Genomic DNA, 26,339 nt, shown 5'->3' with positions numbered 1-26,339 from the left:
GCTGAGCGTGACCGACTTCCAGCACCCATGGTGGCTTGTGCTCATCGTCGTGCCCATCGCGCTCGCGGCGGGGTACGTGATTGCCCAGCGATCCAAGCGCAGGCGCAGCATCCGGTTCGGCAACATGCCGGCACTACGGGCGAGCCGCACCGACCGGCGAAACTGGCTTGTGCACGTGCCCGCGGTGGCGCTCGTCCTGGGTTTGGTTGCTCTCGTCATTGCCCTCGGAGCGCCGCAGGCCGAGCAGCGCGAGGAACGAAATAGGGCGACTGTCATGCTCGTCATGGACGTGTCGCTGTCGATGGAGGCAACCGATGTCGCGCCTTCGCGGCTGCAGGCGGCGCAGATCGCTGCGAAGGACTTCGCCAACAACCTCACCGCCGGGGTCAACCTCGGTCTGGTGAGTTTCGCCGGCACATCGAATCTGCTGGTAGCCCCGACCACTGATCGGGGCCCGGTCGAGCGTGCCGTCGATGGGCTGGAACTCGATCAGCGCACGGCGACCGGCGAGGCCATCTATTCCGCGACACAGGCGGTCGAATCATTCTCGGCGAGCCTCGGCGGGCCCGACGCCGCGCCGCCGGCGCGCATCGTGCTCCTGTCCGACGGCAAGGAAACGATTCCGCAGGATCCCAACGCCGAACGCGGCGCGTTCAGCGCCGCTCGCGCCGCCAAAGAGAAGGAGATCCCGGTGTCGACGATCTCCTTCGGCACAATCGACGGGTACGTCGATATCGAGGGCACCCAGCAGACCGTTCCGGTGGACGACGCCTCGCTTGAAGAAATCGCGGACCTTTCCGGCGGCGAGGCCTACACTGCATCGAGCCTGGAAGAGCTCGACCAGGTGTACTCGACGCTCGAGGAACAGATCGGCTACGAATACCGCCTGTCGGACGCGAGCCGGCCCTGGTTGATCGTGGGCTCGATTCTCGCCTTCGTCTCCGCGGGTCTTTCACTCAGCACGAGCCAGCGACTTCCGTAGAGGCAACCGGGGACAACAGCCCCGCAGATGGCACGGGCTCTCTACTCGTGCGTTAGGTTGGAGCCATGGCAGACACTGCACAAGACCCCTCAGGCTTCGTCGCTCGATCCGTTCTCGTGACCGGCGGGAATCGCGGAATCGGCCGCGCCATCGCCGAGCGACTACTCGCCGACGGGCACAAGGTCGCGGTCACCACCCGCGCCACCTCGTCCGGATCGGCGCCCGAGGGCGCGCTCGTCGTCGAGTGCGACATCACCGACTCCGACTCGATCGACGCCGCCTTCTCGACTGTCGAGGACGCGAACGGTCCTGTCGAGGTGCTCGTCGCCAACGCCGGCACCAACAAAGACACTCTGCTCATGAGGATGAACGAGGCGGACTTCGCGGGGGTCGTCGACGCAAATCTCACGGGCGCATTCCGGCTGGCCAAGCGCGCCAACCGAGCCATGCTTCGCGCCCGTTTCGGTCGCGTCATCTTCATCGGCTCCGTCGTGGGGCTCGCCGGTACGGCAGGCCAGGCGAACTACGCCGCGTCGAAGGCCGGCCTCGTCGGCCTCGCCCGTTCGATCACACGTGAGGTCGGTTCGCGGTCCATCACTGCCAACGTCGTCACCCCGGGCTTCATCGACACGGATATGACGGCGCAGATGCCGGAAAACGTTCGGGAGCAGGCTCTCGCAGCTATCCCGATGGCTCGATACGGCCGGCCGGAGGACGTCGCGGGTGTCGTGTCGTGGCTCGCCGGCGAGGACTCCGCTTACGTCAACGGCGCAGTAATCCCCGTCGACGGCGGACTCGGAATGGGCCACTAGGCCAGCCGCATTCGCGCACGGCACTCACACACGCAAAACCACTAGGGGAGAACATGGGCTCGGTACTCGAAGGCAAGACGATTCTCATCACCGGAGTCATCACCGACGCGTCGATCGCGTTCAGCGTCGCCAAGAAGGCACAGGAGGAGGGCGCGAACGTCATCCTCACCGGTTTCGGCCGCGTCTCGCTGGTCAAGGCCATCGCCAAGCGCCTTCCGGAGACCCCACCGGTCGTCGAGCTCGACGTGCAGAATGAAGAGCACCTGTCCACGCTCGCCGAACGGCTGCGCGAACACACCGACCGGATTGACGGCGTGGTGCACTCGATCGGCTTTGCCCCGCCGAGCGCGATGGGTGACGGTTTCCTCGAGACCCCATACGCCGACGTCTCCACGGCGATCGAGATCTCCTCGTATTCCTACGCAGCTCTCGCCAAGGCCGTGCAGCCGCTCATGACGACCGGGGGATCGATCGTGGGGATGAACTTCGACCCCCGCACCGCGATGCCGTTCTACAACTGGATGTCGGTGGCTAAGAATGCTCTCGAGTCCATCAACCGCTACGTCGCGCGAGAACTAGGCTCGAAGGGTATCCGCTCGAACCTCGTGGCAGCAGGTCCTATCAAGACGCTCGCAGCGAAGTCCATCGCCGGCTCCGCCATCGGCGACGGAAACGAGCTCGACCAATTGCAGACCGAATGGGCCAACCGAGCTCCACTCGGCTGGGATGTCAACGATGCCGCTCCGGTCGCGGCGACCGTCGTCGCAGCGCTCTCTGATCTCATGCCCGCGACCACCGGAACGGTGATCTACGCCGACGGAGGCTTCGGTTCCGTTGCCTTCGCCTGAGAACTCCGCGCCCGGCCCCGTCGACACGACACCGGTCCTCACACCATCGGCGGCCGGGTCCGGCCGCGTAGACGCCCTGGTTCTACTGTCTTTCGGAGGGCCTGAGTCGCCGGACGACGTCATGCCCTTTCTCGAGAACGTGACCCGCGGGCGCGGGATTCCCCGCGAGCGTCTCGAGGAAGTCGCCGAGCACTACTACCACCTCGGAGGCAAGAGCCCGCTCAATTCGCTCAACCTCCAGATCATCGATAACCTACGCGCGGAGTTAGCGGCCAGCGGACGTGAGCTCCCGGTATTCTTCGCCAATCGCAACTGGGCTCCGTATGTCGAGGACGTCACCGCAGAACTGGCCGAGCAAAAGATAGCCAGAGCTGCGGTATTTGCCACGTCCGCATGGGGCGGATACTCCGGTTGCGGCCAGTACCACGAGGACATCGCCCGCGCCCGCGCCGCCGTCGGCGACGCGGCACCCGAGATGATCAAACTAGGTCAGTTCTTCTCGACCGAACGCTTCATCTCCACATTCGCCGCCGCGACGAGAACGCAACTCGATGCCGCCATTGAGGCCGGCGAGCGGCCACGACTCGTTTTCACCGCACATTCCATTCCCATTTCGGCAGACAAGGCCGCTGGGCCGGACGAGGAGAGCCGCGGACTCTACAGCCGTCAAGTCCGATCTGCGGCCGAACTCGTCGCCGCCGAGGCGGGAGTGGATGATTTCGATCTCGTCTGGCAATCCCGCTCGGGGCCGCCGCAGGTTCCGTGGCTCGAACCGGACATCGTCGACCACGCGACCTCGCTCGCCGAGGCAGGGGAGACCTCGCTCGTCGTATGCCCCATAGGGTTCATCTCCGACCACGTCGAGGTCGTGTGGGACCTCGACAATGAGCTCGCCGAGGAGTGTGAGTCGCTCGGCGTCACGCTCAGGCGCGCCGCCACTCCCGGTGACACGACCGAGTTCGCTCGCATGGTGCTAGACCTTCTTGCCGAGGTAGAGACCGGCGAGAGCCCCGCACGGCTCGGAGAGGTTCCGTCTTACGGTTGCCGCGCGAACGGCGTGGCATGCGGGACCGCGTGCTGCGCCCTTTTCGGAAGGGGCTAGTTCGCCCAGGACTGGGCGTTCGGATCCTGGAACGCCGTGGGATCCGCCGCGCCGGAACGAGACCGGAACACCTCGAGCTGATCGGCCGCGAATCCGGACACCGCGGCCCTTCGGGCAAGGTTGACGGCGGACTGCAGCTTCCACAAAACCGGCTGCTGCTCCGTGGGCGCACCTCGCCGCGATTCCGCTGCGTTGGCCATCATCCTGATGTTCTCGATGGTGTCGGCGCGCTCGATCAATTGCGCCGCGCGCCCGCCGATGGCCGAAGGTAAGTCGGTGGGCATGCTCTCCGGCATCGCCGGAGCGGCGCCGTCGCGTGCGTTGAAGACCCCGGAGGATGCGGCGATTATCTCCGCGGCACCATGGACCGAATCGGTGAGCTCGGCTGTGGCGTGCGAGATCGAGGGTGCCTGAGGCGCCATCGGCACCTCAGAGAACAGCCGCACGTTCCAGGTGCGCTCGGTACGGGCCGGGGGAATCGTCACGACCGCCGTCACACCCGAACGGGGTTCGCGCAGGATGACGGCGCCGCCCTGAGACATGGCATAGGCCGAGAGCTCGGGGTGCGGGGGCAGAGCCGACAGGTCCCCGGAGGTCGCAGGGGCAAGGCTGAGCACCTCGGCGGCTTCTGCCGATGTATCCGTGGCCGCGACCGCGCGGAGCAGGAGGACCGACTCGGTATACAGCTTTCCGACATCCAGCATCGCCGTGCCATTGACCGCGAAGAGTTCTGCGCGGAAGCGCTCCCAGTGCGCGCCGACGGCAGACAGGTCGCCGCCGAACGCATCATCAAGTGCGACCTTCGCGAGCGGGGCCGAACCGAGGAGGGCATGAATTCCGGAATCGATCGCCGCACCTCCCCAGGCTGCGGCTGGCAGGTGCGTGGCGAAAGTGGGCAAACAGGTGTGCATCGGCGACAACGGTACGCCTGTCGCGTGTCATCACGCAGCTTGGAAGCGGCACCGTCGTAATATCTGGTGCCATGGCTGATCGATACGGACGTGACGTTCTTTCCACCCCGCGACGGTCGAAACGCGATTTCAGGGTCGTCGCCGCCGAGAAGGATCTCGTCGTCGAGGATGCGCTCAGCGGTTTTTGTGGAGCGATCGTCGGGGTGACTCGCAACCCCGATGGAGAGTTCGCTCAGCTAGAAGATCGCCACGGGCTGATCAGGCTGTTCAAGATGCGTCCGGGCGGGTTCCTCATCGACGGGGAGACCGTGACTCTGGAGAAGCCGAAGCCGGCGAAGCAAGGTCCGGTGCGCACTGCCTCGGGTTCGCGCCGCGTCGAGGGACTTCGAGCAAGGACGGCCCGAGCAGGACGGATTTGGGTCGAGGGACTCCACGACGCCGCGCTGGTGGAAAAGATCTGGGGACACGATCTGCGGGTCGAGGGCGTCGTGGTCGAGCCCCTCGGTGGAATCGACGATCTGGGACCGAAGATCGCCGAGTTCGGACCGAACGACGACGCGCGACTCGGGGTGCTGGTCGATCACCTGGTCCAGGGAACGAAGGAATCGCGTCTGGTTCAGAATGTCGGCCAATATGTGCTGGTCACCGGCCACCCGTACGTCGACATCTGGCAGGCCGTGAAGCCGAGCGTGGTAGGAATCGACGCCTGGCCCGAGGTGCCCATGGGGGAGGACTGGAAGACCGGCGTGTGCAAGCGTGTGGGCTGGACGGATCCGCGCGACGCGTGGGCGCACATCCTGTCTTCTGTGTCCTCGTTCCGGGATATCGAACCGGCCCTCCTCGGCGCCGTAGAACAACTCGTCGACTTCGTGACCGAGTAGCTCAGCCTTCTACCGCACCTCGGTGTCCGGGGCGTCTCCACGTTCGGCTTTCGGCGGGCGAGTGGGCACGCGGGAGTCGATGAACAGACCGATGAGGCCGAGACCCGCGATGACTACTGTCGCCACCAGTGCCTTCTCGCCTGCACCGGTCGTGAGCGAATTGCCGAACACGATCGCCGCCGCCGTTCCCGGGATACTTCCCACCATCGTCGCCACCAGGAACGATTTCCACCCCATCGGAGTGAGAGCCGCCGCGTAATTGAGCACGGAGAACGGCACGGCGGGCACCATGCGCAGGCTGAGAACCGCTGCCCATCCGCGCCTGGCCAGGTGGGTATTGATCCCGTCCAGGCGAGGGTGGCTTCGCAGCGGCGCCGCGACGTCGTAACCGAAGCGACGGATTCCGTAGAACGCCGCGCCGGCGGAGATCGCGCTGGCGCCGAGGCAAACCGCGAGCGCCGTGCCGGGCGCGAAGAGCACGCTCGCGGCGTAGGTAAAGGTCGACCGCGGGATGGGCAGAATGCACGCCGCCGCGTGAACGACGAAGAACGCCACCACGAACCAGGGACCGAGTTCGACGGACCACACACGGATGTCCGCCAGCTCCGGCAGAGGCAGCAATGCCGCCGCGACGAACAACGCCACAAGCGCGAGAACGAAGACCGCGACGCGCATTACAGGTACATGGCCACCCTTGCCGTCTTCGGCAGGTTCGTTGTCCTTCGTCATTCTGCAAGGGTAGTACGACCCCATTTCGTCGCGATTACCAGCGCCGTCAGCCGAAGATCGGACGGGAACTCATACTTTTGGTTGATGTCCGATAGGGGTCGATGAAATATCTTCGTGGTTATTAGCCCACCCTTATGTCCTACAGAAAGTCTGCGATACAACATGACCGCAACAGAGGTTTCCGACGCGACAACGTTCTCTGTCGAACTCAAGAACGCAACCGCAAGAGTCCACGAGGAAGCCGAGCACAGCACCTTCATGGACACCCTGTTGCGCGGCGATCTGGACGCGAAGGCGGGCACGGCCGCGCTCGCCGCTCTCCATGCGCAGTATCTCCACGTCTACGAAGCACTCGAAGACGCGATCAGAGCACACGCGGACTCCGCGTTCCTTTCCCCCTTGCACGATGCACGGCTAGAGCGGACCGCCGCGCTGCGGGCGGACCTCGATGCACTCACAACCGCCGGCGTCGTGTTCGAGCGCGAACCGAGCGCTCCCACCCAGGCATATGTTTCCGAGCTCCGAGAACTCGGTGCCTCCAGTTCTCGCGAAGCCGCCGCTACTCTCGCAGGACACCACTACGTCCGATACCTCGGAGATCTGTCGGGCGGACAAGTTGTGTCCCGCCTTGTGTCGAGGGCGTACTCGATACCGTCGGAGTCGCTGAGTTTCTACTCCTTCGACATCGACAAGCCGAAGCTCTTCAAGGATTCCTACCGTACGGCGCTCGACGAGCTCCCGCTTGACGACGCCACGCGCGCTCATGCGCTCGAAGGTGCGTCGAACGCCTTCGCCCACAACACGGCGCTCTTCCGCGCGCTCGAACCAGTGGTGGCCGGATCGTCGGACGAGTAGAAAAGAGTCATCGGCGCCACCTCGACCCGTGACGCCCGAAATTATATGGAAGCAATCCGTGACTTACCGTTCGCGCTGGCGTTCGGCATCCTGTTCGTGATCGTCATGCTGCGCGCCAACGCCACCTATTGGCTCGGACGCGCGGCCGACAGCGGTGGCCGCAGGTCCCGGCGCCTGCAAGAGCGCCTCGAGGGAAAGGCGATGGATCGCGCCCGCGACATCATGGCGACATGGGGCGTGGCGGCGGTCCCGTTATCCTTTCTCACCATCGGCCTGCAGACAGCGATCAATTTCTCTGCCGGCGCGATGCGTATGCCGATTCGCCGTTACCTCCCTGCGGTGACGGTCGGCTCCATCATCTGGGCCACCATCTACGCCACCGCGGGAACAGTGCTCTTCACTGTGATTTGGAACGCAATCAATGCTTAGCTTTCATTGCTACAACCCGTCGATTATAAATTGAAACACGTTCGACTAAGGTTGCTCGGTAGACGAAATCCACATCCAACAGGAGGCATCAGGCGTGGTTTCACCTGATCAACGGCACGGCAGTTCCGGCGATTCGCAGCTTGCCGAAGGCTTTTCCACCTGGGAAAAGGACGTCGTCAAAGTCCTGGCGAAGTCGGCCCGGAAGGAACCGGGCGAGATGCCGAGCGACGCTTGGCGCTCGTTGATCCACACCACACCGGATGGAATAGCGGTCAACCCGCTGTACACGGGACTCGACGACATTCCCGAGCACCCTGCACCCGGCCAATTCCCCTTCGTCCGTGGCGGCAAACGCGAAGGTCTGCCAGACGGCGCCTGGCATGTCACCGAACATTTCACCGCCGGAAGCGACCCCAAGTCCGCGAACGAACTCCTTGTGGATTCCCTCGGACACGGCACGTCCGCGGTGTCACTCGACGCCTCCGCCGCGGATATTCCTGCCCTACTCGAAGGGGTGTTTCTCGAGCTCGCGCCCGTAATCGTTGACGCCGGAGGCCACACTCCCGAAACCACCGCGGCGCTCTTCTCGCTTATCGACTCCGCCGCCGAGGCCGGTGATTTGACCGGCGAGCGGAAGGACATCAGGGTCCTCGCTGCGTGCGCCCCAGGGACCGCCGCCGTCTTCGGCTACGAATCGGCGAGCACGGACGACGCGGTCAGCACGGCGGTCGCCGCCGCGGGTCGGGGAGAGGCCATCCGATCCCTGCTCGCCGATGGAGCGAGCGCACATGAACGGGGCGCCACCGACGGGCAGGAGCTCGGGATCGCCCTAGCCGCGGCCGTCGAGTACGTCCGAGCTCTGGCGAACGCCGGGCTAAGCACCGCGCAGGCTCTCGACCAGATCTGGTTTCGCTTCTCGGCGACACCGGATCAGTTTGCAACCATCATCAAAATGCGCGCCGCGCGCACACTTTGGGCACGGGTTTGCGAAGTACTCGGCGAGCCCGAACATGGGGATGCTCCGCAGCACGCGGTCACTTCTCTCGCCGCCTCGACGAGGCGTGACCCCTACGTCAACATGCTTCGTTCCACAGTGGCCGCTTTCGCCGCGGGACTTGGCGGCGCCGAATACGTCACCGTCAATGCTTTCGATGCCACATTGGACGGCGGTCTCTCCGGCACGTCTCGCTCTTTCGCCAGCCGCATGGCTCGAAATACCCAGCTCCTGCTCATCGAGGAGTCCCATCTCGGTCATGTCGTCGATCCTGCAGGTGGTTCGTGGTACGTCGAATCGCGTACTGCAGAATTGGCCGAGACGGCCTGGACTTATTTTCAGGAGATCGAATCGGCGGGAGGCCTGTTCGCCTCGTCCGACAAGGTCAGCTCCGACCTCGTCGCGGCACGCGCAGCTCGTACCGCTCTCGTCGCTAATCGGAAGCACCCGCTCACCGGGCTAAGCGAATTTCCCAATCTTGCGGAGAAACCCCTCCCCAAGGAGCAACGTGCGCCGCAACGGTACTTCTACGGCGAGGCGTACGAATCGTTGCGAGACCGCTCCGACGACTTCCTCGACCGGACCGGCCAGCGCCCCACCGTCGCGTTCTTCGGGTTGGGGAAAGTCGCCGAAAGAAGCGCGCGCAACACGTTCGTGGTCAATCTCTTCGCCGCCGGCGGAATCGTCGCTCATGACGTAGAGGTGACGGCGATCGACGATTACGCCAAGGCAGCGAAGGACTTCGTCACTTCTCCGGTGGGCGCTGCGCAAGCATCATTTATCGCGGTGCTCTGTGGTGCCGACATTCGTTATTCGGAGGCCGGGGCCGATGCGGTCGCCGCGCTGCGTGACGCGGGCGCGGACATTGTGTACGTCGCTGGTTCGGCCAAGCCTTTTGCGGAAGCGGAAGGCAATGGTAGGCCGGACGAGTTTCTTTCCATGGGGGTGGATGTCATCGAAACCATGTCGAGCGTCGCTTCGCAGTTGGGAGTTAAGTAGCCATGACCATCCCTGACTTTTCTTCCATCCCATTCCGGGGTGAAGGCACTCCCGCCGACTCCGACGAGGAAGCCACGCCGACCGGCGTGTGGGAAACGCCCGAGGGAATCTCGGTCAAGCGTGTCTATACCAAACAGGACCGCGACCAGCTCGCGAATCCGAGCGGAAACGCAACTGCTTACCCTGTGGACACGTTCCCCGGTCGTGCGCCCTTCCTCCGCGGCCCGTATCCGACGATGTACGTAAACCAGCCGTGGACCATCCGCCAGTACGCGGGATTCTCGACTGCCGCTGAATCCAATGCCTTCTATCGTCGTAACCTCGCAGCCGGGCAGAAGGGACTTTCGGTCGCCTTTGACCTCGCGACGCACCGCGGGTACGACTCGGACCACCCGCGGGTCGCCGGCGACGTGGGTATGGCCGGTGTCGCGATCGACTCCATCCTCGATATGCGAGAGCTTTTCGACGGCATCGACCTGTCGCAGGTCTCGGTCTCAATGACGATGAATGGCGCAGTTCTCCCGATTCTGGCGCTGTATATCATCGCGGCCGAGGAACAGGGAGTCGGTCCCGAGCAGCTCGCGGGAACGATCCAGAACGACATCCTCAAAGAGTTCATGGTGCGGAATACCTATATCTACCCGCCTGAACCATCGATGCGAATCATCTCGGATATCTTCTCCTACACCTCGCAGAAGATGCCTCGATTCAATTCGATCTCGATCTCCGGCTATCACATCCAGGAAGCGGGAGCCACCGCCGATCTCGAGCTGGCCTACACACTGGCCGACGGCGTCGAATACATTCGCGCAGGCTTGGCCGCCGGACTCGATATCGACGCGTTCGCGCCTCGCCTGTCGTTCTTCTGGGCGATCGGGATGAACTTCTCCATGGAGGTCGCCAAGCTTCGGGCCGGTAGGTTGCTCTGGAGCGAGCTCGTGGAGGAATTCTCCCCGAAGAACCCGAAATCGCGCTCGCTGCGTACGCACTCCCAGACTTCGGGATGGTCGCTCACCGCCCAGGACCCATTCAACAACGTGGCGCGCACGTGCATCGAGGCGATGGCTGCAACCCAGGGTCACACCCAGTCGCTTCACACCAACGCGTTGGACGAAGCCCTCGCTTTGCCGACGGACTTCTCTGCTCGCATCGCGCGAAACACCCAGCTACTACTGCAACAGGAGTCCGGTAACGTTCGCCCCATCGATCCCTGGGCCGGCTCGTACTACATCGAGTCCCTTACCGCGCAGCTTGCCGATAAGGCGCGCGAGAACATCCGCGAGATCGAAGAGGCCGGGGGCATGGCCAAGGCCATCGGGGAGGGGATCCCCAAGCTTCGTATCGAAGAGGCCGCCGCCCGCACGCAAGCACGGATCGATTCGGGCCGTCAGCCGGTCATCGGAATCAACAAGTACGTCGTCCCCGAGGACCAGGAGATCGAGGTCCTCAAGGTCGAGAATTCTCGGGTTCGCGCCGAGCAGATCGAGAAGCTCAAGAGGCTACGGGCGGAGCGCGACGAGAACGCCTGTCAGGCCGCGCTGGATCGGCTCACGGAAGCGGCACGGCAACCTGCCGGATCCTCGCTCGATCACAATTTGCTCGCACTGGCCGTTGACGCGGCCCGCGCCCATGCCAGCGGTGGGGAAATCTCCGACGCACTGGAAAAGGTCTACGGTCGACACAAGGCGGAGATCAAAACGCTTTCAGGTGTCTACCGGCAGGAAGTCGTAAAGGAGGGCGCCGTGAATAACGTCGACCGAGCGGTCGAGCTCGCCGACACCTTCGCCAGGGAGGAGGGGCGCCGCCCCCGTATTCTCATCGCGAAGATGGGTCAGGACGGCCACGATCGCGGCCAGAAGGTCGTCGGTACCGCCTTCGCCGACTTGGGTTTCGATGTCGATATGGGTCCGCTGTTCCAGACCCCGGAAGAAGTGGCGCGCCAGGCTGCGGACAACGACGTCCACGCCATCGGCGTCTCGTCGCTTGCCGCCGGCCATCTCACGCTTGTCCCCGCCCTTCGACAGGCACTCGCGGATGTGGGTCGCGAAGATATTCTCGTGACCGTGGGCGGCGTCATCCCTCCGGGAGACTTCGACGAGCTCCGCGAGGCGGGCGCCGCCGCGATCTTCCCGCCTGGCACCGTCATCGCGGAGTCGGCGATCGAGCTCATCGGCCTTCTGGCCTCCGACCTCGGCATCGATCTTCCCGATTCCCCGGAAGTGACGCACGGCAAGGGAGCGTGATCTCCCGTGGCACAAGAACGCCCGTCGATCGATGTCGCCGCATTGGCCGCGAACGTTCGCAAGGACGATCGTTCCCAGGTGGCACGGGCCATCACGCTCGTCGAGTCCTCGGCACGGCGCCACCGTTCCAGCGCGCAGGCTCTTCTCATGGAGTTGTTGCCGCACGCGGGTAATGCCTTACGCGTCGGGATTACCGGTGTGCCCGGCGTCGGCAAGTCAACCTTCATCGAATCGCTCGGGATGAAGCTCATCGACGAGGGCCACAAGGTCGCCGTGCTCGCCGTCGACCCATCTTCTACGCGTACCCGTGGCTCGATTCTCGGCGACAAGACCCGGATGGCGAACCTGTCGGTCAACGACAAGGCCTACATTCGGCCATCGCCGACCTCAGGGACGCTGGGCGGCGTGGCAAGAGCGACGCGGGAAGCGATCATCGTCCTCGAGGCAGCGGGCTTCGACGTCATACTCGTGGAAACGGTGGGCGTGGGGCAATCAGAGGTCACGGTCGCCCAAATGACCGACATTTTCACGTTCCTCACCCTCGCACGCACCGGTGACCAGCTCCAGGGCATCAAGAAGGGCGTATTGGAGATCGCGGAGCTGATCGCGGTGAACAAGGCCGATGGCGACCATGTGCGGGATGCCAAGCGCGCTGCACGGGAACTCGGTTCGGCGTTGCGCATGATTCAGCCGCACGACGCCATCTGGACCACACCGGTCCTGACGATGTCCGGTCTCTCCGGAAACGGGGTGGACGAGTTCTGGACGGAGGTCCAGCGGCACCATGAGACGATGGTCTCCAAGGGTGAGTTCGACCGTCGGCGCGCCGATCAGCAGGCGGAGTGGACGTGGTCGATGGTGCGTGAAGAGCTCCTAGCCCGGCTCACCGAGCGTGAGACTGTGGCCGGGGTGGCGAAAGAAGTAATCGCCGAGGTCAAGGAGGGCTCGCTCACGGCGACGCTGGCGGCGCAACAGATCCTCGACGCCTACGATGATTCCACCGACGAATACTCGGCCGCTCGCTTGACCTGAACGGCGCCGATCAACCCGAGAACCAGGAACGCGCCCGCGCAAAGGAGGGCGATTTGAGTCGCCTGACCCATTCCCACGCTCAAGGCATGCACCACTTCCTCGCTTTGGCTACCGAACTGGCTTGCGGATCCTTGTTCGCGTAGTGCCGCGATCGCAGATCCCGCCGATTGCCTGGTCGCCTCCGCGTACTGGCTCGCACTCGCGCCGGAGAACCCGGCCGAGGCCAATGCGGAGGGAAGTGTAGAGGCCAATGCGATAGACATCGCCGCCCCCGCGAACGCGGTCCCCAGAGCCGTACCGATCTGGCGCACGGTGCTCTGCGTCGCTGAAGCCTGTCCCGAGACTTCGACGGGGACGTCCTGCAAAACGGTGCCCGTCAATTGCGCAGAGGCGAGTCCGAGACCGAGCCCGTAGACGATGAGAGGCAGCGCGACGGCCCACGCGGACTCGCTGACTCCCACAAAGACGATCAAGCCCAGTACGCCGGCGAGCTCAAGCGACAGTCCGAAGATCACCGTGCCCGGCGAACCTACCCTTGCCGCGAGATGACGCGCCATCGCCCCCGAGAAAAAGGCGCCGATGGCCATGGCTGCAAGGACCACACCTGAGGCGATGAAGCTCAGACCCAATGCGTTTACGAGATTGAGGGGTAGGACGAAAATGATCGCGAACTCACCGACAGCGACCATTCCGGCCGTGATGTTGCCCCACGAGAACGTCCGCAGGTCGAACAGCGTGACATCGAGGAGCGCGGAGCGTCGAACGCGATCGCGATGAATCTCCCAGCGCACGAAAAGAACAAGCGAAACCACGGCTATACAGAGCGCCACGGGCACCGGGGAAACTGCCGCGTTCACGGACCATTCGAAGCCGAAGAATGCGAAGCTTTCCTTCGGTGTCCACCACCCGAGGTCCGGGCCCTCGATTACTCCGAACACGAGCATGCCGAATCCGATCGCGCTCAACAAGGCGCCATCGACATCGGCGCCGGGACGAGAACGTACGCCTGAAGTTTCGGGGACCGTGGCGAGCGCAGCGACGATGACTGCCGCACCGACGGCAACGTTGACGAGAAAGATCCAATGCCAGCTCGCCCATTGGGTGAGCGCTCCACCTGCGAGCGGACCGACAGCGGCCGCCCCCGAGATCACTGCGCCCCACACACCGAAAGCGGCCGCGCGATAACGACCACGGAACACTGCGTTCACCGTGGACAAGGTCGAGGGCATGATCATCGCCGCGCCCAGCGCCTGCACGGCGCGAGCGGCGATGAGCATTGACGCCCCCTCCGACATCGCCGCGAGCACGCTGCCGCCCATGAACACGGCAAGCCCCGCGACGAACAACCGCTTGCGGCCGACGGCGTCGGCGAGCTTGCCTGTGGACAGCAGGAGCGCTGCGAGGACTACGGCGTAGAGGCTGTTGACCCACTGCGCCTCGGCGAACTCGAGACTGAGATCGGCGATAATATCCGGTAAGGCAACCCCGACGATGGTTCCGTCGAGCACGATCAGCCCCAGGCCGATCGACAAGACGGCGAGTGCAAGCCAGTCCCGGCGTGAAGGCGGCTTCACGTCGCTTTCGGGAGCAACTTCGGTGTTCATTTCTTCTCCAGCACGATGATTCCCGGCGCCCGCCGGTCGGATTCTTTTACACCGACGATTACATCGCTTCCGAAGAGCATCCACATCGGCCACTCAGCCGGAATTCAGGTCATCCTTTCGGCTGATTTGTTGGGGGCAAACGGCCACCCTGCCAGCAACTCAGCCGCAGACCCAACGGATATGTCGAGCCTTCCAGTGGGCGATGATTTCGTCGATCCCACCCGCCCCAGGCATTCCGGGGATATCCACCAGAACATCGGCATTACGCGGGCCGCTTCCGTACACACCGCCGAACCAGCGCTCGGGTCGAAACTCGGCGATCGATTGTCCGCGGGTAAGAGGATCGGCAGTGGAGACGTCGATCCGAGCCGGCCTCCAACGCCCCGCCGCGGGCTCGAGCGCGAGTGCGGCGGCGATCGGGTCGTGAACCTTCGCGCCGTATCCCTCGCCGACGCTGTCGTGAAATTCGAAATAGAACCGAAGTGCCGCCGCCAGAGCGCGGGTCACCGGGGCGCCCCTGGTCGCCGAGAGGACCTCGGTGATATCGGCGGGCGTAAAGACGGCGAAATCGGTGACGTTCTGCCCGCACCACCGCGGCACCACGGCACGCCCGGCAAAGCGCTCGCAAACGCGCTGAGCGGCCTCCGGGTCGAAGTGGGAGTTCCATTCCGCTACAGATGTAGTGTTGCCGGGATGGCCGCAGAAGCTCCCGCCCATGATCGTCAGGCTCGCCAATCTGTCGGCGATGCCCTCATCGAGTTCCAGAGCCGCGGCAAGCGTGCTCAATGGACCAATCACCACGGCGTGCAGCTCGCCCTCGAAGCGGCGGCTCACTTCGCTCCATGCGCGCGCACCACCAATCGATGACGCCGGTCGTGCCGCCCGCACCAGAGGAGCGTATCCACGCCCGTGCTCACCATGGGTTTCCGGAGTAAAGGCATGCTCGACCTCGATCGGTCCCGACGCGCCCGCGAAGACAGGTATCCGGTCGGTGCCGCGCCGTTCTTGCTCCCGATCGGTTCGCTCGCCGAGCTCGAGCCACGACAGGGCCGAAGCAACACAGTCCTCGACGCTCGCATTCCCGGCGGTGGCGACGATCCCTGCGATGTCGATCTCACCGAACGATCTCCTGGCGAGAAGATCCACGATCGCCATCGCATCATCGATTCCCGGATCGCAATCGAGGAGAACGGTTTTAGGTCGCGGGTCCAGTGTGCTCACGCCTTCACCACGGATACGACTCGAAATCCTTGAGGAAGACACCGTAGACATCCTCGCCGGCCTCACCGCGCACGATCGGGTCGACGACGCGCGCGGCACCATCCACGAGATCGAGAGGAGCTCGAAAGCCTTCCGAGGCGAGACGGGTCTTGGTCGAATGCGGACGCTCGTCGGTGATCCACCCGGTGTCCACCGCGGTCATGAGAATTCCGCGCTCATAGAGTTCGGCAGCGCTCGTCCGGGTCAGCATGTTCAGGCCCGCCTTCGCCATGTTGGTGTGAGGGTGTCCCGAGCCCTTGTATCGCCGCGAGAAGACCCCCTCCATCGCCGATACGTTGACGACGTACTTGCGCCTGGCTTTTGATGCTTCGAGGGCAGGCCGCAGTCGCGACAGTAGAATGAATGGTGCCACGGCGTTGCATAGTTGGACCTCGAGCATCTCTAGCGGGGCGATCTGCTCGACCGTCTGGACCCATGAATTCGAATCCACGAGGTCGGGGATCAGGCCGCCGGCGTCGACCGCGGTGCCGGCGGCAATGCGTTCGAGTGATGCCGAACCCGCCTGCAGAGCATCGACGGCGACTCGCTGCGCGTTCGCAGACGCAAGGGGCGAAGTATTTTCCAACGTCGATAACGTCTCTCCGGCCGCCGCCAGCGAGGCAGGATGAGCCTGGCTCGTCCGTCCCATCGACACCATCGCCACGCTCTCGGCTTTGCCGGATAGAGGGACGGACTCTCCGTCTACGAGGCCCGAGTAGGCGCCGGGGGAGCGGCGGACAGTTTGTGCCGCGTTATTGATGAGTATGTCGAGGGGGCCGGACGCCGCCACTTCGTCGGCGACCGCCGTCACCTGTGCCGGGTCGCGAAGGTCGACGCCCACGACGGTGAGTCGATCGCCCCAGTCGTCGTAGTCGTCCATCAAAGAAAACCGGCGCGCAGCGTCCCGTGGAAAGCGGGTCGTTATTGTCAGCGCCGCGCCCGCGCGAAGGAGCATCAACGCAATGTACATGCCGATCTTCGCGCGTCCGCCCGTGAGCAGTGCTCGTTTCCCGCGTAGGTCCATGTCCGGGTCCCGCCTCGCCCGATTGAGCGCGGCGCACCGCGGGCATAACTGATGATAGAACGCGTCTACCTGCGTATACGGATCTTTACAAATGTAGCAATCTTGCGGACGTTGCAGGTGTCCCGCGATTTCGCCAGGAACGTCGGACACGAGACGGATTCCGGCGGTCTCGTCGTCGATACGCCCAGCGGACCCAGTCGCGGTCCTCTCGAGAACTGCTTGGTCGGCCTGTTGGCGACTCTGGCGGGCGGCAGCGCGGCGCTGCCTCTTTACTTCCTTGAAAAGGTGGCCGACGGCGCGTTGGAGGGCCACGGAATCGGGATGATCGGCCGGCAGACGGCCGCCTTCGTCCAGAACTCGGAGGCACGTGGCCAATTCCTCTGGATCGATGCCCGTTTCCGCTGTCATTGCTCCCTTTCTACGGCGCCCTTTCCCGTACTCGCCAGAGTCCAAGTGTATGCATTCGCCCGTGCGCTCCCCAATCCCAACATTCCTGCATGAATGTCCCCGATTCGAGACGTCGGTGTATGAGATCCCGGCACGACTTCCGGCTATCTGCGCTCATCCGAACGATTGATGTCGGGACAGACCTCATGCCGATGTGAAACCGCTGGCTGACGACTTGACTGGAAGTCAGCGAGATAACGAAGGGATTCACATCATGTTCGTAGGAATTCGAGAGCTGCGATCGGCGAAGGGCCGGTTCGCGCTCATCACCGTCACGGTCGCTCTCGTGGCACTACTCGTGAGCTTCCTCTCCGGTCTCACCGGTGGACTGGAGCACCGCAATATCGCCGCCCTCGACACGCTCGGCGGAACCAGCGCCGTGGTCTCCGGAACCGGCGATCCGAGCCTTGACCGCTCGGCACTCACCGAAGAGCAAATCGGCGCGATCGCAGAGAAGGGGCCCTTCACCTCGGTGGCCTTCAGTCGTTCGACGGTAGGCGAGGAGCCGGTCTCCGTCGCGGCAGTATCTGGAGATCGACCCGAGGTGCCGTCGCCGGCGCCTGGCGAGGTCATCGTCTCGTCGGCGCTCGCAGAGACCGCGGGCATCACTACCGGCGACAGCGTAGACCTGTGGGGAGGGACCAAGACCGTCGCCGGGGTCTCCGGCGACGATTGGTACAGCCACCAGCCGCTCATGTGGGCCAACGGCGCCGAATGGGCTGCTCAGCCCCAAGCCGCCGGACAGGGAGCCGCCACTACCGTCATCGCCGACGCCCCAGCAGACGCGCTTGAGGGAGCGGCCGCCGGCACGACGGTCGTCGCCGCCTCGGATCTGCCCGAGACCATGTCCGCGTACAAGGCCGAGAACACCACGTTGACCACAATCAACTGGATGCTCATGGCGATCGCCGCGCTGGTGACCGGAGCGTTCTTCACCGTGTGGACCGTGCAGCGCATTCCCGACATCGCGACCCTCAAGGCACTTGGTGCGACAACAGCGTCTCTCATGCGTGACGCTCTCGGCCAGGCGTTCGTTGTGCTCGTCATCGGTGTGGGAGTCGGACTCGCCATCACCGTCGCCGCGGCCACCGCGATCGGTTCGGGCCTCCCATTCGTCCTCACTGCGGGGACAACTGTGTTCCCGGCGATCATCCTCCTCGCCCTCGGCTTGGCGGGGGCCGGCGCCGCCATGATGTTCATCCGCAGTGCATCGCCCCTCTCCGCCCTCGGCGGAGCCCGCTGACCACCGCCACGACCTTTCACTACTCGTCCAAGGAGTCACCTTTCCCATGAATACCGCGATCCAGCACGAAGTACGTCCCTCCGCAGGGCACCACGATGGCCCCGCGTTGAACATGTCCGGCGTCACCCTCACCTTTCCCGACGGCGCGTCCCTGGTGACGGCGGTCGACAACGTCAACCTGTCGGTCGATCGTGGCGAGCTCGTCGCACTTACGGGTGCCTCCGGCTCCGGCAAGTCCTCGCTGATGGCGGTGGCGGCGACGTTGATCCGCCCCGATTCCGGGCTCGTCCAGGTCGGGGGAACGGAACTGACCGAGCTTTCTGACGGCGAGCAGGCGAAGATGCGCCGCGAGAATATCGGAATCGTCTTCCAGCAGTCGAACCTCGTCTCATCCCTCACAGCTCTCGAGCAGCTCACTGCCATGGACCGTCTGCACAATCCACTCGCCGGTTTCACCGCGGCCGGTCGTCGCCGGCGCCGCGAGACCGAGGAGCGGGCGCGTCATCTGCTCGAGCGGATGGGTTTGGAATCGTCGATGAACCGGAAGGCTGGCGCGCTTTCGGGCGGTCAGCGCCAGCGGGTCAACCTGGCTCGTGCGCTCATGGCGTCGCCGGAGCTGCTGCTCGTCGACGAGCCGACTTCGGCCCTCGATTCGGTGCGGACCGCCGCCGTCATGGACCTGCTTCTCGATGTCGTGAGGGAACAAGGCGTCGCCACGCTGCTCATCACCCACGACCGCGATGCCGCCGATCGCGCCGATAGGGAGGTCACCATGGACGACGGGCGCCTTTACATCGTCTAGAAACGAGTGCACAGGGCCGGGGCATCACCGAAACGATGCCCCGGCCCTTCGCTGTCAGGCAACTATCAATTGCGTACTAATCGACGGCGAGAAGACGAACCAAGCCCCCAACGACCGCACCGAGCATGCCGACGATCCCCATGGCAACAAAGATGGTCCCATTCCACCCAATGGTCGAGGCCGCAACTCCCACATACAGCATCACGAGAGCGACCTCCGTCCACACCATCATCCGTTCGCCCTCGCGATAGGCGGACTGGGCATTCGATTCGGTGATTCCCATCGGGTAGTTGAAGTACTGGGGACGTTTGGAGATCCACGCCACCGCGATCGCCAGCCCGCCGAACACGGCGATCAGCGGAAAAAGCATCCACCGCGGACCCCAGTCGTCCGCTTGCCCGGTGAGCGAGAAGTGAGTGGGAATTGTCGCGGGCAGGTACGGAAATCGCGCAAGCAGGAAGGCGGTCAGCACAACGGTGGCGGCCAGCGCCACCCGTCGCAACCATGACGTGACCTGTCCGGTCTCGTACGTTCTCTCCGGACGTTTCGCGCGAATTTTTGCCACCTGCCTTCGCCCTTACCAACGAAGAAACCCCCGACCGGGGAAATAATTCCCAGGTCAGGGGCTTTTCTTCAGTGCGCGAGGGGGGACTTGAACCCCCACGTCCGTTAATAGGACACTAGCACCTCAAGCTAGCGCGTCTGCCATTCCGCCACTCGCGCGTGGTTGTCTCCCGCCGAGATGTTCTCTCGTGCGAGCCGAGAAGAAACTCTATCCCATTAGCCGTCCACCGCAAAATCCGGCTCTGCATGCGAGCCCGGACCGCTGGTAGTACTGGAGGTACGCCGCACACAGGAGGTAGATATGAGCCAATTCCGTACCCCGAATCCCTACGACGCGCTCCCGGAACTTCCCACCCTCAAGGTCAGTTCCGAGACCTTCACCGAAGGCCAGACCCTTCCGACCGCTCAGACGTCCGGAAAGATGGGTGTTGACGGTGGCGAAGACCAGTCCCCTCAGCTGAGCTGGGAGGCGGGCCCGGAGGGCACGCGCAGCTACGTCGTCACATGCTTCGACCCGGATGCGCCCACCGCCTCGGGATTCTGGCACTGGGCCGTGGCGAACATCCCGGCAGGCACGACCTCGCTGCCCGTCGGCGCAGGCACCCCGGATTCCGGTGATCTACCGCAGGGAGCCATCACGCTGCGCAACGACGCGTCGTTCAAGGGATTCGTCGGTGCCGCTCCGCCCGAAGGCCACGGCCCGCACCGCTACATCTTCGCCGTGCACGCGATCAGCGAGGATTCCCTACCGATGGAGGACGATTCCTCGGTCGCGTTCCTCGGATTCAACATGTTCTTCAAGGCCATCGCCCGCGGCACACTCACCGGGCTCTACGAAGCCTAGGAACCACAAGACGCGTCTGCGCGATTCGGCCGCGCCCGGCGAGATTCCGGGCGCGGCCGAACTCTTGTCTCCGCCTAGCACGATCGGCATGCTCGCCGTCATACATTGTTGGCCACGTGGGAGCCGAATGTGTTCCGGGGTGTTATCCGGCGGTGACGGCGGAGCCGACGGCCTCCGAGAGCGAAGAGAATCCGCCGTCACGTAGCCGCTTAGCGATGCCGCGGTTGATCCGGGTCATCCACAATGGCCCGCCGTAGATGAACCCGGTGTATCCCTGGATAAGTGTCGCGCCGTGGGTGATGCGCTCCCACGCTTGCTCCTCGGTTTCGATTCCGCCCACGGAGACGAGCACGAGCTGGTCGCCGGCGCGTGCGTATAGGCGGTCGAGGACCTCGAGCGAACGCCGGGCGACCGGAGCGCCGGAGATTCCGCCGGCTCCCATCGATTCGACTTCGCGCGCCGGAGTGGCGAGATTCTCGCGCGAGACCGTTGTGTTCGTGGCGACGATACCGGCAAGGCCCAGCTCGATGGCGAGGTCAGCGACCGCGTCGATATCGGCATCGGCGAGATCGGGGGCGATCTTCACCAACACCGGAATGCTCGAGACCTCTTGCACGGCGGCGAGGATCGGGCGCAGCGAATCGACGGCCTGCAGATCGCGCAGCCCCGGTGTGTTGGGAGAAGAGACATTGACAACCAGGTAGTCGGCCAACCCGTGGAGGATGTGCGCGCTCGAGACGTAGTCGGTGACGGCTTTTTCCGGCTCGACGACTTTGGTCTTGCCGATATTGATGCCGACCGGGTCCTGAGAGCGACGGCGGCGCAGGTTGTTCGCCGCGTTTCCGGCGCCGTGATTGTTGAAGCCCATGCGGTTGAGGAGACCGCGGTCGGGGATGAGGCGGAACAGGCGCGGCGTTGGGTTCCCCGGCTGCGGAGCAGCGGTGACCGTACCCATCTCCGAGTACCCGAAGCCGATCGCCCCCCAGGAGTCCGGGGCGGCGGCGTTCTTGTCGAATCCGGCGGCGAGCCCGAGTGGACCGGGGAACGAGCGTCCGAAGACGTCTTGGGTGAGGATCGGATCCTTGACGCCCAGGAAGCGACGAAGGAGTGAGCCAAGTGGTGGGACGAGGGTGAGTAGCTTGAGGGCACCGAACGTCACATGGTGGATGCGCTCCGACGGGAAGCGGAACAACACGAACTGTAGAACCTTGTACATTGACCAATCCTCGGTTGGGCTCGAATGGCCGGCGCCGCTGGCGCAGGCCACCACATGACTCTAGGGCAGTCGCTGCTCTTCGGGCGAGATGATTTGCACTCCCGAGCCGTCCGCGGATCCGACGACCAGGGCACCGTCTTCTGCGACGCTCAGGGAATGAGGAGCGGACACGGTGTCGAACGCGGCGACCTCACGGCCCTGCCCGGACGAGATGTCGATGGCTACTACGCGGTTCTCGCCGCTGAGTGCCACCCACACGACCGAGGTTCCAGGCACCGCCGCGACCGCCCAAGGGGCTTTGCCGACCGGGAACATCTGGTGCAGGCGCAAAGGATCGGCGTCGAAAATCATCAGGGCGTTTCCAGTGGTGTCGCTCACCGCGGCCCAGCCGTCTTCGGTGGTGGCGGCAACGCCTGCGGCCTTACCCGGCCGGAGAACCGGTCCGATCTCGTTGGAGTCGGGATAGACGTTGGCCACGGTGGTGTCCGCGCGCGACACTGCGAAACCGACGTTCCCGGACGCTGCGAGCTGATCGATCCCCTCGAGTGATTCGAGGCGGGCGTTCTCCCCACCGTCGGCGCTGCGTACAGCGACGGTGCCGTCCTTGTGCCCCGTGAGAATTCGACCGTCCTCCAGCTCGGCGACCGCCGTGACCGGCCCGGTATCACCGATCGGCTCGTATCCTCCGTCCACTGTGGCCCTGCCGATTCCCTCTGCGCCGCCCACGAGAACCCCGTCGGAAGAAGGGACTACGGGGAGTGAGTCGTCGGGGAGCTCGACCCTCTCATCAGAGACGAACTCGCCGCCGGAAATGTGTCCGAATTCCACGCGGCCTGGATCGTCGAGCTGCAACGCAACGCCGCCGTCATCCAGTGACACTGCGGCGACCACCGGGGATTCCAGATCGGTGACCTGCCCGGCCGGATCGGTTTCTGTGGGCAGGATCTCTGGAGTGGCATTGCCCATCTCGACCGAGTTGAACTCCTCAAGGTGCGAAGTAGCGCACCCGGACGCCCCGAGCACAACGGCTCCGGCGACGGCGACGAGGCCCGACACCCTGCGGCGCCGGTGTCCATGTACAGCTCGATTTATCCGCATGATTGCTTCTCGAATTCCTTTCTTCGCCCATGAAAGGCGGTGCGGAAGAGGCATTGGACCCGTCCTCGGCTGGTGTGGTGGCCCGGTCGCCGCATCCCATTGTGGGTTCCATTGTGTCGAAAGGGCCAGATAGTCTTGCGCGGGGCTACCCTGGTGCGGGTTCGACGCGACGAAATTTCCCCGATTCCCGCGCGTCCTCATGACTGTTGTCCGCGCCGGGCGTGGAGGAAGGACCGATATTCACATGGTCGTTGAAGAGTCGATGTCGTGGCTACAGGTAGTGGTGTTGTCTCTACTCCAGGGACTCACCGAATTCCTGCCGGTCTCCTCGTCGGGGCACCTATCCATTTTCTCGAAGATCTTCTTCGGCCACGATGCCGGCGCGTCCTTCACCGCGGTCGTGCAGCTCGGCACCGAGGCCGCGGTGGTCGTCTACTTCGCGAAAGACATCTACCGCATCGCCATGGCCTGGTTCCGGGGTATCGCCAACGCGGACGCGCGCGGCGACGAATATCGGCTCGGCTGGATGGTGATCATCGGCACCATCCCGATCGGCATCATCGGGTTCTTGTTCAAGGACGTGATCAGAGAAAGCGCCCGCAACCTGTGGATCACCGCGATCGTGTTGATCCTGTTCTCCTTTGTGTTTCTTGCCGCGGAGCGTTGGGGCAAGCAGAACCGTGACGTCGACCCGAAGACGCTCAAGGGGATGGATATGAAGACGACGCTCGCGATGGCCTTCGGCCAATGCCTGGCCCTGATTCCCGGCGTGAGCCGGTCGGGCGCGACGATGTCTGCCGGCATGTTCATGAACCTCTCGCGTGAGGCGGCAGCGCGCTACTCGTTCCTGCTGGCGATCCCGGCAGTCCTTGCCTCCGGCCTGTTCAGCCTGCCGGACGTTTTCGATCCGCAGGCCGGGCAGTCCGCCACTGGCATCCAGATCGTGATCGGCGTGGCTATCGCGTTCGCCGTGGGGTACGCATCGATCGCGTGGCTGCTGCGCTTCGTGCAGAATCACTCGCTCGCGTGGTTCGCCGGTTACCGGATTATCCTCGGGCTCGTCGTCATCGGTCTCCTCACTGCCGGGGTCATCACACCTACCCTGACCTCGGCTTAAGCACCGAACCGGCGGTGGCACGGGCAGACCGCCGGGACGCGCAGCGTATGCTGGGCGCATGACGGTCCTGTTGATTCGGCACGGTGTATCGACCGCAAACCAGGCGCGCATCCTGGCCGGAAGGAAGCCGGGAGTGTCCCTCAACGAGGCGGGGGAGGAACAGGCCAGAAGCCTGGCGGATCGGCTTCAGGGCCTCGAGATCGCGAAGATTGTCCATTCCCCCCTTGAACGGTGTGGGCAAACGGTCGAGCCCCTGGCAGCCGCTCTCGGCGTAGTCACAATCGAGGACGAGCGGCTCGCGGAGGTCGACTATGGTTCGTGGACCGGGAGCAAACTGGGGGACCTCACCGACGAGCCGCTGTGGCAGACGGTGCAGAATCACCCTTCGGCGGCGGTGTTCCCCGGCGGGGAATCGCTGGTTCACATGGCCCTGCGAGTGGTTTCGGCGCTCCGCGAACGCGATGCCGCACTCGCCGAGGAGCACGGCCGGGACGTGTTGTGGATCGCATGCTCGCATGGTGACCCGATCAAGGCGGCTATCGCAGATGCCTGCGGAATGCACCTGGATGCTTTCCAGCGAATCGTCGTCGAGCCGGCTTCGGTGTCGGCGGTCAGATACACCGCGCACCGCCCCTTCGTGATGCGCCTCAACGACACCGGTTCGGATTTCGCGCTATTGTCGGCGTCTCTGGCTGCACCCATGGCGAAGGGAACCGAATCGTCCGACGAATCAAACGTTCCCCCGGGCGGATCCGTACGCTGACGATCCGTTCCGCAGGAGCGATATCGTCAGGGGATACAGGGTGGACGAGAAGAGCCGGACAGTCGACGGACGAGAGGATGAGCACATATGAGCAGGATCGTGCATGACTTTGTGGATCCGGACCGCTTTGTCCTGGGCACCGTCGGTCAACCCGGGGAACGAGCATTCTTCGTGCAGGCAAGCGACGGGCAACGGACCGTGTCGCTTTCGCTGGAGAAGCAGCACGCCAAGGTGCTCGGCGAGTCCATCGACAAAATGCTCAACGAGTTGGCCCAGAACAATCCGCAGCTCGAACTTCCGCCGTCGGCGCAGCAGCTCGAGGATGCCGAACCACTGACGATGCCGGTGGATCCGGAATTTCCGCTCGGTGCGATCGCGTTGAATTGGTCCCAGGAAGCCTCGTTCGTGGTTATCGACCTGGTGTCCGCGGAGAACGGGATGATCGCAGACGAGGAGATCCTCGACGACGAGAACCACGAGCACGACGTTGTGCGCATTCAGCTCACGCCATATTCAGCGCGCCAGTTCTCCCTGCGCTGCCAGAAAGTTGTCGACGCCGGGCGCGCCGAATGCCCTCTGTGTGGCGAACTGATGAGCAGCCAGGCACACCTGTGCGTCCGGCTCAACGGCTACCACAAACGCAGCCCCGCCGAGCTCGCGGCACTCCTGGAGAACTAGGCCGGGCGTGGAAGTCCGGATCATCGGCCGAATTCGCTCGGGTAGCAACGCCGTCTTCCTAACGGAGGAGGTCTCGCCTCTCGGCGCTTCGGACACCGAAAGCGCTCGAGCGTCACTGTGGGTCCACAAACCTGTGCGCGGAGAATCACCCCTGCACGATTTTCCGGCCGGCGTGCTCCCTCCGGAAGCGTCTGTCCCCGGCGCCAGCGTCGAATCCCAGCTCGCCGGCACCCTCGCAGCGCGCGAGATAGCGGCGTACCGCGTCTCTCGCGCGGCCGGCTGGGACGTAGTCCCGGAAACCTTGCCGATCATCTCGGCTGCCGGCCCGGGGATGATTCAACGATTCCTCGACATCCCCTCCGACGCGGACCCCGAACACGCGCCGGTTGATCTCTACTCCCCGGAACAGATGCCGCGCGACGTCATTGGTGTTATAGCGCTGGATACCGAGGACGGCGAGACCATGGTGCTCGGGCATCGCGCCTCTGCGCGCATCCGCACTATCGCTCTACTGGACGCAGTGATCAACAACTCCGATCGCAAGGGCGGACACGTCCTGCGAAGCTCTGACGGGACAGTGTGGGCGATCGATCACGGGCTCGCATTCCACACCGATCCCAAGGTGCGCAGCGTGCTGTGGGGATTCGCCGACGAACCATTGGACGACGTCGAGCTTGCCGCATTGCGTGCGCTCCGCGCCGGCTGCGCCACCGGCTCCCTCCGCCGGGAACTCGCCGCGCTTCTTGCCGCCGAAGAGCTCGACGCTTTCCGGGAACGCATCGATTCTCTGCTGGATGCGGGCACTTTCCCGCCTCCTCACGGCGGCTTCCCGCTGCCGTGGCCGCTCTTTTGATCGGGTCTC

25 protein-coding genes and 1 tRNA gene are annotated in these 26,339 nt (G+C 64.2%); 17 read left to right on the top strand and 9 right to left on the bottom strand.

Going from position 1 to position 26,339, the window contains the following annotated elements; genetic code table 11:
* The first annotated feature begins 1 nt into the window (after position 1).
* The 4 genes from BJL86_RS08300 (at position 2) to BJL86_RS08285 (ending at position 3,744) form a co-directional block, all read left to right on the top strand.
* On the top strand, positions 2 to 982 hold the full coding sequence (locus tag BJL86_RS08300; RefSeq protein WP_067471355.1) for a VWA domain-containing protein: 981 nt from the start codon (positions 2 to 4) through the stop codon (positions 980 to 982).
* Between the two features lie 65 nt (positions 983 to 1,047).
* Positions 1,048 to 1,794, top strand: a complete 747-nt coding sequence (gene fabG / locus BJL86_RS08295; RefSeq protein WP_067471126.1) for a 3-oxoacyl-ACP reductase FabG — start codon at positions 1,048 to 1,050, stop codon at positions 1,792 to 1,794.
* A 53-nt stretch (positions 1,795 to 1,847) separates the two neighbouring features.
* Positions 1,848 to 2,642: an NADH-dependent enoyl-ACP reductase InhA gene (inhA, locus tag BJL86_RS08290; protein ID WP_067471128.1), complete on the top strand. Its 795-nt coding sequence runs from the start codon at positions 1,848 to 1,850 to the stop codon at positions 2,640 to 2,642.
* Complete coding sequence (locus BJL86_RS08285) at positions 2,629 to 3,744, top strand: ferrochelatase (protein ID WP_075844915.1); 1,116 nt, start codon at positions 2,629 to 2,631, stop codon at positions 3,742 to 3,744. Before inhA ends, BJL86_RS08285 begins: the two co-directional genes overlap by 14 nt.
* Here the strand turns inward: BJL86_RS08285 and BJL86_RS08280 are convergent.
* Positions 3,741 to 4,655 (bottom strand): hypothetical protein, encoded by a 915-nt coding sequence (locus tag BJL86_RS08280; protein WP_067471130.1) that lies wholly within the window; start codon positions 4,653 to 4,655, stop codon positions 3,741 to 3,743. The genes BJL86_RS08285 and BJL86_RS08280 overlap by 4 nt on opposite strands.
* A 71-nt stretch (positions 4,656 to 4,726) precedes the next feature.
* Between BJL86_RS08280 and BJL86_RS08275 the strand changes: the two genes are divergently transcribed.
* Positions 4,727 to 5,536 (top strand): DUF3097 domain-containing protein, encoded by an 810-nt coding sequence (locus BJL86_RS08275; RefSeq protein ID WP_067471132.1) that lies wholly within the window; start codon positions 4,727 to 4,729, stop codon positions 5,534 to 5,536.
* Between the two features lie 9 nt (positions 5,537 to 5,545).
* On the opposite strand, the gene BJL86_RS08270 is transcribed toward BJL86_RS08275, so the two are convergent.
* Positions 5,546 to 6,265, bottom strand: a complete 720-nt coding sequence (locus BJL86_RS08270; RefSeq protein ID WP_197487504.1) for a TVP38/TMEM64 family protein — start codon at positions 6,263 to 6,265, stop codon at positions 5,546 to 5,548.
* Between the two features lie 162 nt (positions 6,266 to 6,427).
* Between BJL86_RS08270 and BJL86_RS08265 the strand changes: the two genes are divergently transcribed.
* The 5 genes from BJL86_RS08265 to meaB all read left to right on the top strand — a co-directional run bounded on the left by BJL86_RS08265 (position 6,428) and on the right by meaB (position 12,817).
* Positions 6,428 to 7,120 (top strand): biliverdin-producing heme oxygenase, encoded by a 693-nt coding sequence (locus BJL86_RS08265; RefSeq protein ID WP_067471134.1) that lies wholly within the window; start codon positions 6,428 to 6,430, stop codon positions 7,118 to 7,120.
* A gap of 45 nt (positions 7,121 to 7,165) precedes the next feature.
* On the top strand, positions 7,166 to 7,549 hold the full coding sequence (locus tag BJL86_RS08260) for a DedA family protein (protein ID WP_067471136.1): 384 nt from the start codon (positions 7,166 to 7,168) through the stop codon (positions 7,547 to 7,549).
* 94 nt (positions 7,550 to 7,643) lie between these two features.
* Positions 7,644 to 9,542 carry a methylmalonyl-CoA mutase family protein gene (locus BJL86_RS08255; RefSeq protein ID WP_067471138.1) on the top strand — a complete coding sequence of 633 codons (1,899 nt, stop codon included), beginning with the start codon at positions 7,644 to 7,646 and terminating at the stop codon, positions 9,540 to 9,542.
* Between the two features lie 2 nt (positions 9,543 to 9,544).
* Positions 9,545 to 11,785 (top strand): methylmalonyl-CoA mutase, encoded by a 2,241-nt coding sequence (scpA, locus tag BJL86_RS08250; protein WP_067471140.1) that lies wholly within the window; start codon positions 9,545 to 9,547, stop codon positions 11,783 to 11,785.
* Positions 11,786 to 11,791: 6 nt separating this feature from the next.
* A complete protein-coding gene (gene meaB, locus BJL86_RS08245) occupies positions 11,792 to 12,817 on the top strand; it encodes a methylmalonyl Co-A mutase-associated GTPase MeaB (RefSeq protein WP_067471142.1) in 1,026 nt (341 codons plus the stop codon).
* On the opposite strand, the gene BJL86_RS08240 is transcribed toward meaB, so the two are convergent.
* The 3 genes from BJL86_RS08240 to BJL86_RS08230 form a co-directional block, all read right to left on the bottom strand.
* Positions 12,772 to 14,421 carry an MFS transporter gene (locus BJL86_RS08240; protein WP_067471144.1) on the bottom strand — a complete coding sequence of 550 codons (1,650 nt, stop codon included), beginning with the start codon at positions 14,419 to 14,421 and terminating at the stop codon, positions 12,772 to 12,774. The two genes, meaB and BJL86_RS08240, sit on opposite strands and share 46 nt — an antisense overlap.
* Before the next feature lie 159 nt (positions 14,422 to 14,580).
* Complete coding sequence (locus BJL86_RS08235) at positions 14,581 to 15,642, bottom strand: nucleoside hydrolase (protein ID WP_231887083.1); 1,062 nt, start codon at positions 15,640 to 15,642, stop codon at positions 14,581 to 14,583.
* A 4-nt stretch (positions 15,643 to 15,646) separates the two neighbouring features.
* A complete protein-coding gene (locus BJL86_RS08230) occupies positions 15,647 to 17,113 on the bottom strand; it encodes an SDR family NAD(P)-dependent oxidoreductase (protein WP_067471146.1) in 1,467 nt (488 codons plus the stop codon).
* A 253-nt stretch (positions 17,114 to 17,366) separates the two neighbouring features.
* Here BJL86_RS08230 and BJL86_RS08225 point away from each other — a divergent pair, with 253 nt between their 5' ends.
* Positions 17,367 to 18,395 (top strand): FtsX-like permease family protein, encoded by a 1,029-nt coding sequence (locus BJL86_RS08225; protein WP_067471148.1) that lies wholly within the window; start codon positions 17,367 to 17,369, stop codon positions 18,393 to 18,395.
* Between the two features lie 46 nt (positions 18,396 to 18,441).
* Positions 18,442 to 19,197, top strand: coding sequence for an ABC transporter ATP-binding protein (locus BJL86_RS08220; RefSeq protein WP_067471150.1), 756 nt, complete (start codon positions 18,442 to 18,444; stop codon positions 19,195 to 19,197).
* Positions 19,198 to 19,273: 76 nt separating this feature from the next.
* On the opposite strand, the gene BJL86_RS08215 is transcribed toward BJL86_RS08220, so the two are convergent.
* Positions 19,274 to 19,762 carry a DUF1648 domain-containing protein gene (locus BJL86_RS08215; protein ID WP_067471152.1) on the bottom strand — a complete coding sequence of 163 codons (489 nt, stop codon included), beginning with the start codon at positions 19,760 to 19,762 and terminating at the stop codon, positions 19,274 to 19,276.
* Between the two features lie 72 nt (positions 19,763 to 19,834).
* Positions 19,835 to 19,920: transfer RNA gene (locus BJL86_RS08210), tRNA-Leu, on the bottom strand.
* 142 nt (positions 19,921 to 20,062) lie between these two features.
* Here BJL86_RS08210 and BJL86_RS08205 point away from each other — a divergent pair.
* On the top strand, positions 20,063 to 20,605 hold the full coding sequence (locus BJL86_RS08205; RefSeq protein ID WP_067471154.1) for a YbhB/YbcL family Raf kinase inhibitor-like protein: 543 nt from the start codon (positions 20,063 to 20,065) through the stop codon (positions 20,603 to 20,605).
* Between the two features lie 142 nt (positions 20,606 to 20,747).
* Here the strand turns inward: BJL86_RS08205 and BJL86_RS08200 are convergent, their stop codons facing one another.
* A complete protein-coding gene (locus BJL86_RS08200) occupies positions 20,748 to 21,821 on the bottom strand; it encodes a quinone-dependent dihydroorotate dehydrogenase (protein WP_067471156.1) in 1,074 nt (357 codons plus the stop codon).
* A gap of 60 nt (positions 21,822 to 21,881) precedes the next feature.
* On the bottom strand, positions 21,882 to 22,919 hold the full coding sequence (locus tag BJL86_RS08195; RefSeq protein ID WP_067471158.1) for a YncE family protein: 1,038 nt from the start codon (positions 22,917 to 22,919) through the stop codon (positions 21,882 to 21,884).
* Positions 22,920 to 23,163: 244 nt separating this feature from the next.
* Here BJL86_RS08195 and BJL86_RS08190 point away from each other — a divergent pair, with 244 nt between their 5' ends.
* The 4 genes from BJL86_RS08190 to BJL86_RS08175 all read left to right on the top strand — a co-directional run bounded on the left by BJL86_RS08190 (position 23,164) and on the right by BJL86_RS08175 (position 26,330).
* Entirely contained in the window at positions 23,164 to 24,036 is an 873-nt protein-coding gene (locus BJL86_RS08190; RefSeq protein ID WP_231887084.1) for an undecaprenyl-diphosphate phosphatase, read from the top strand.
* A gap of 58 nt (positions 24,037 to 24,094) precedes the next feature.
* Positions 24,095 to 24,799, top strand: coding sequence for a histidine phosphatase family protein (locus tag BJL86_RS08185; RefSeq protein WP_067471160.1), 705 nt, complete (start codon positions 24,095 to 24,097; stop codon positions 24,797 to 24,799).
* A gap of 87 nt (positions 24,800 to 24,886) precedes the next feature.
* The gene (locus tag BJL86_RS08180) at positions 24,887 to 25,477 is read left to right on the top strand and encodes a DUF3090 family protein (protein ID WP_067471162.1); all 591 of its coding nucleotides are present in this window, start codon (positions 24,887 to 24,889) and stop codon (positions 25,475 to 25,477) included.
* A gap of 172 nt (positions 25,478 to 25,649) precedes the next feature.
* Positions 25,650 to 26,330: an SCO1664 family protein gene (locus BJL86_RS08175; protein WP_231887085.1), complete on the top strand. Its 681-nt coding sequence runs from the start codon at positions 25,650 to 25,652 to the stop codon at positions 26,328 to 26,330.
* The last annotated feature ends 9 nt before the right edge of the window (positions 26,331 to 26,339 follow it).

Source organism: Dietzia timorensis (genome assembly GCF_001659785.1).
Classification (GTDB): Bacteria; Actinomycetota; Actinomycetes; order Mycobacteriales; family Mycobacteriaceae; genus Dietzia; species Dietzia timorensis.
Note: the sequence above shows the minus strand (reverse complement) of the source record. Positions and strands in the feature narration are given on the sequence as shown.

What these genes read in the sequence shown, in the direction of transcription:
- BJL86_RS08190 (WP_231887084.1), top strand. Translation starts at nt 23,164, where the DNA reads ATGGTCGTTGAAGAGTCGATGTCGTGGCTACAGGTAGTGGTGTTGTCT.
- BJL86_RS08180 (WP_067471162.1), top strand. Translation starts at nt 24,887, where the DNA reads ATGAGCAGGATCGTGCATGACTTTGTGGATCCGGACCGCTTTGTCCTG.
- BJL86_RS08230 (WP_067471146.1), bottom strand. Translation starts at nt 17,113, where the DNA reads ATGACAGCGGAAACGGGCATCGATCCAGAGGAATTGGCCACGTGCCTC.
- fabG (WP_067471126.1), top strand. Translation starts at nt 1,048, where the DNA reads ATGGCAGACACTGCACAAGACCCCTCAGGCTTCGTCGCTCGATCCGTT.
- BJL86_RS08260 (WP_067471136.1), top strand. Translation starts at nt 7,166, where the DNA reads ATGGAAGCAATCCGTGACTTACCGTTCGCGCTGGCGTTCGGCATCCTG.
- BJL86_RS08195 (WP_067471158.1), bottom strand. Translation starts at nt 22,919, where the DNA reads ATGCGGATAAATCGAGCTGTACATGGACACCGGCGCCGCAGGGTGTCG.
- BJL86_RS08275 (WP_067471132.1), top strand. Translation starts at nt 4,727, where the DNA reads ATGGCTGATCGATACGGACGTGACGTTCTTTCCACCCCGCGACGGTCG.
- BJL86_RS08265 (WP_067471134.1), top strand. Translation starts at nt 6,428, where the DNA reads ATGACCGCAACAGAGGTTTCCGACGCGACAACGTTCTCTGTCGAACTC.
- BJL86_RS08220 (WP_067471150.1), top strand. Translation starts at nt 18,442, where the DNA reads ATGAATACCGCGATCCAGCACGAAGTACGTCCCTCCGCAGGGCACCAC.
- BJL86_RS08205 (WP_067471154.1), top strand. Translation starts at nt 20,063, where the DNA reads ATGAGCCAATTCCGTACCCCGAATCCCTACGACGCGCTCCCGGAACTT.
- BJL86_RS08200 (WP_067471156.1), bottom strand. Translation starts at nt 21,821, where the DNA reads ATGTACAAGGTTCTACAGTTCGTGTTGTTCCGCTTCCCGTCGGAGCGC.
- BJL86_RS08240 (WP_067471144.1), bottom strand. Translation starts at nt 14,421, where the DNA reads ATGAACACCGAAGTTGCTCCCGAAAGCGACGTGAAGCCGCCTTCACGC.
- inhA (WP_067471128.1), top strand. Translation starts at nt 1,848, where the DNA reads ATGGGCTCGGTACTCGAAGGCAAGACGATTCTCATCACCGGAGTCATC.
- BJL86_RS08270 (WP_197487504.1), bottom strand. Translation starts at nt 6,265, where the DNA reads ATGACGAAGGACAACGAACCTGCCGAAGACGGCAAGGGTGGCCATGTA.
- scpA (WP_067471140.1), top strand. Translation starts at nt 9,545, where the DNA reads ATGACCATCCCTGACTTTTCTTCCATCCCATTCCGGGGTGAAGGCACT.
- BJL86_RS08185 (WP_067471160.1), top strand. Translation starts at nt 24,095, where the DNA reads ATGACGGTCCTGTTGATTCGGCACGGTGTATCGACCGCAAACCAGGCG.
- BJL86_RS08225 (WP_067471148.1), top strand. Translation starts at nt 17,367, where the DNA reads ATGTTCGTAGGAATTCGAGAGCTGCGATCGGCGAAGGGCCGGTTCGCG.
- BJL86_RS08280 (WP_067471130.1), bottom strand. Translation starts at nt 4,655, where the DNA reads ATGCACACCTGTTTGCCCACTTTCGCCACGCACCTGCCAGCCGCAGCC.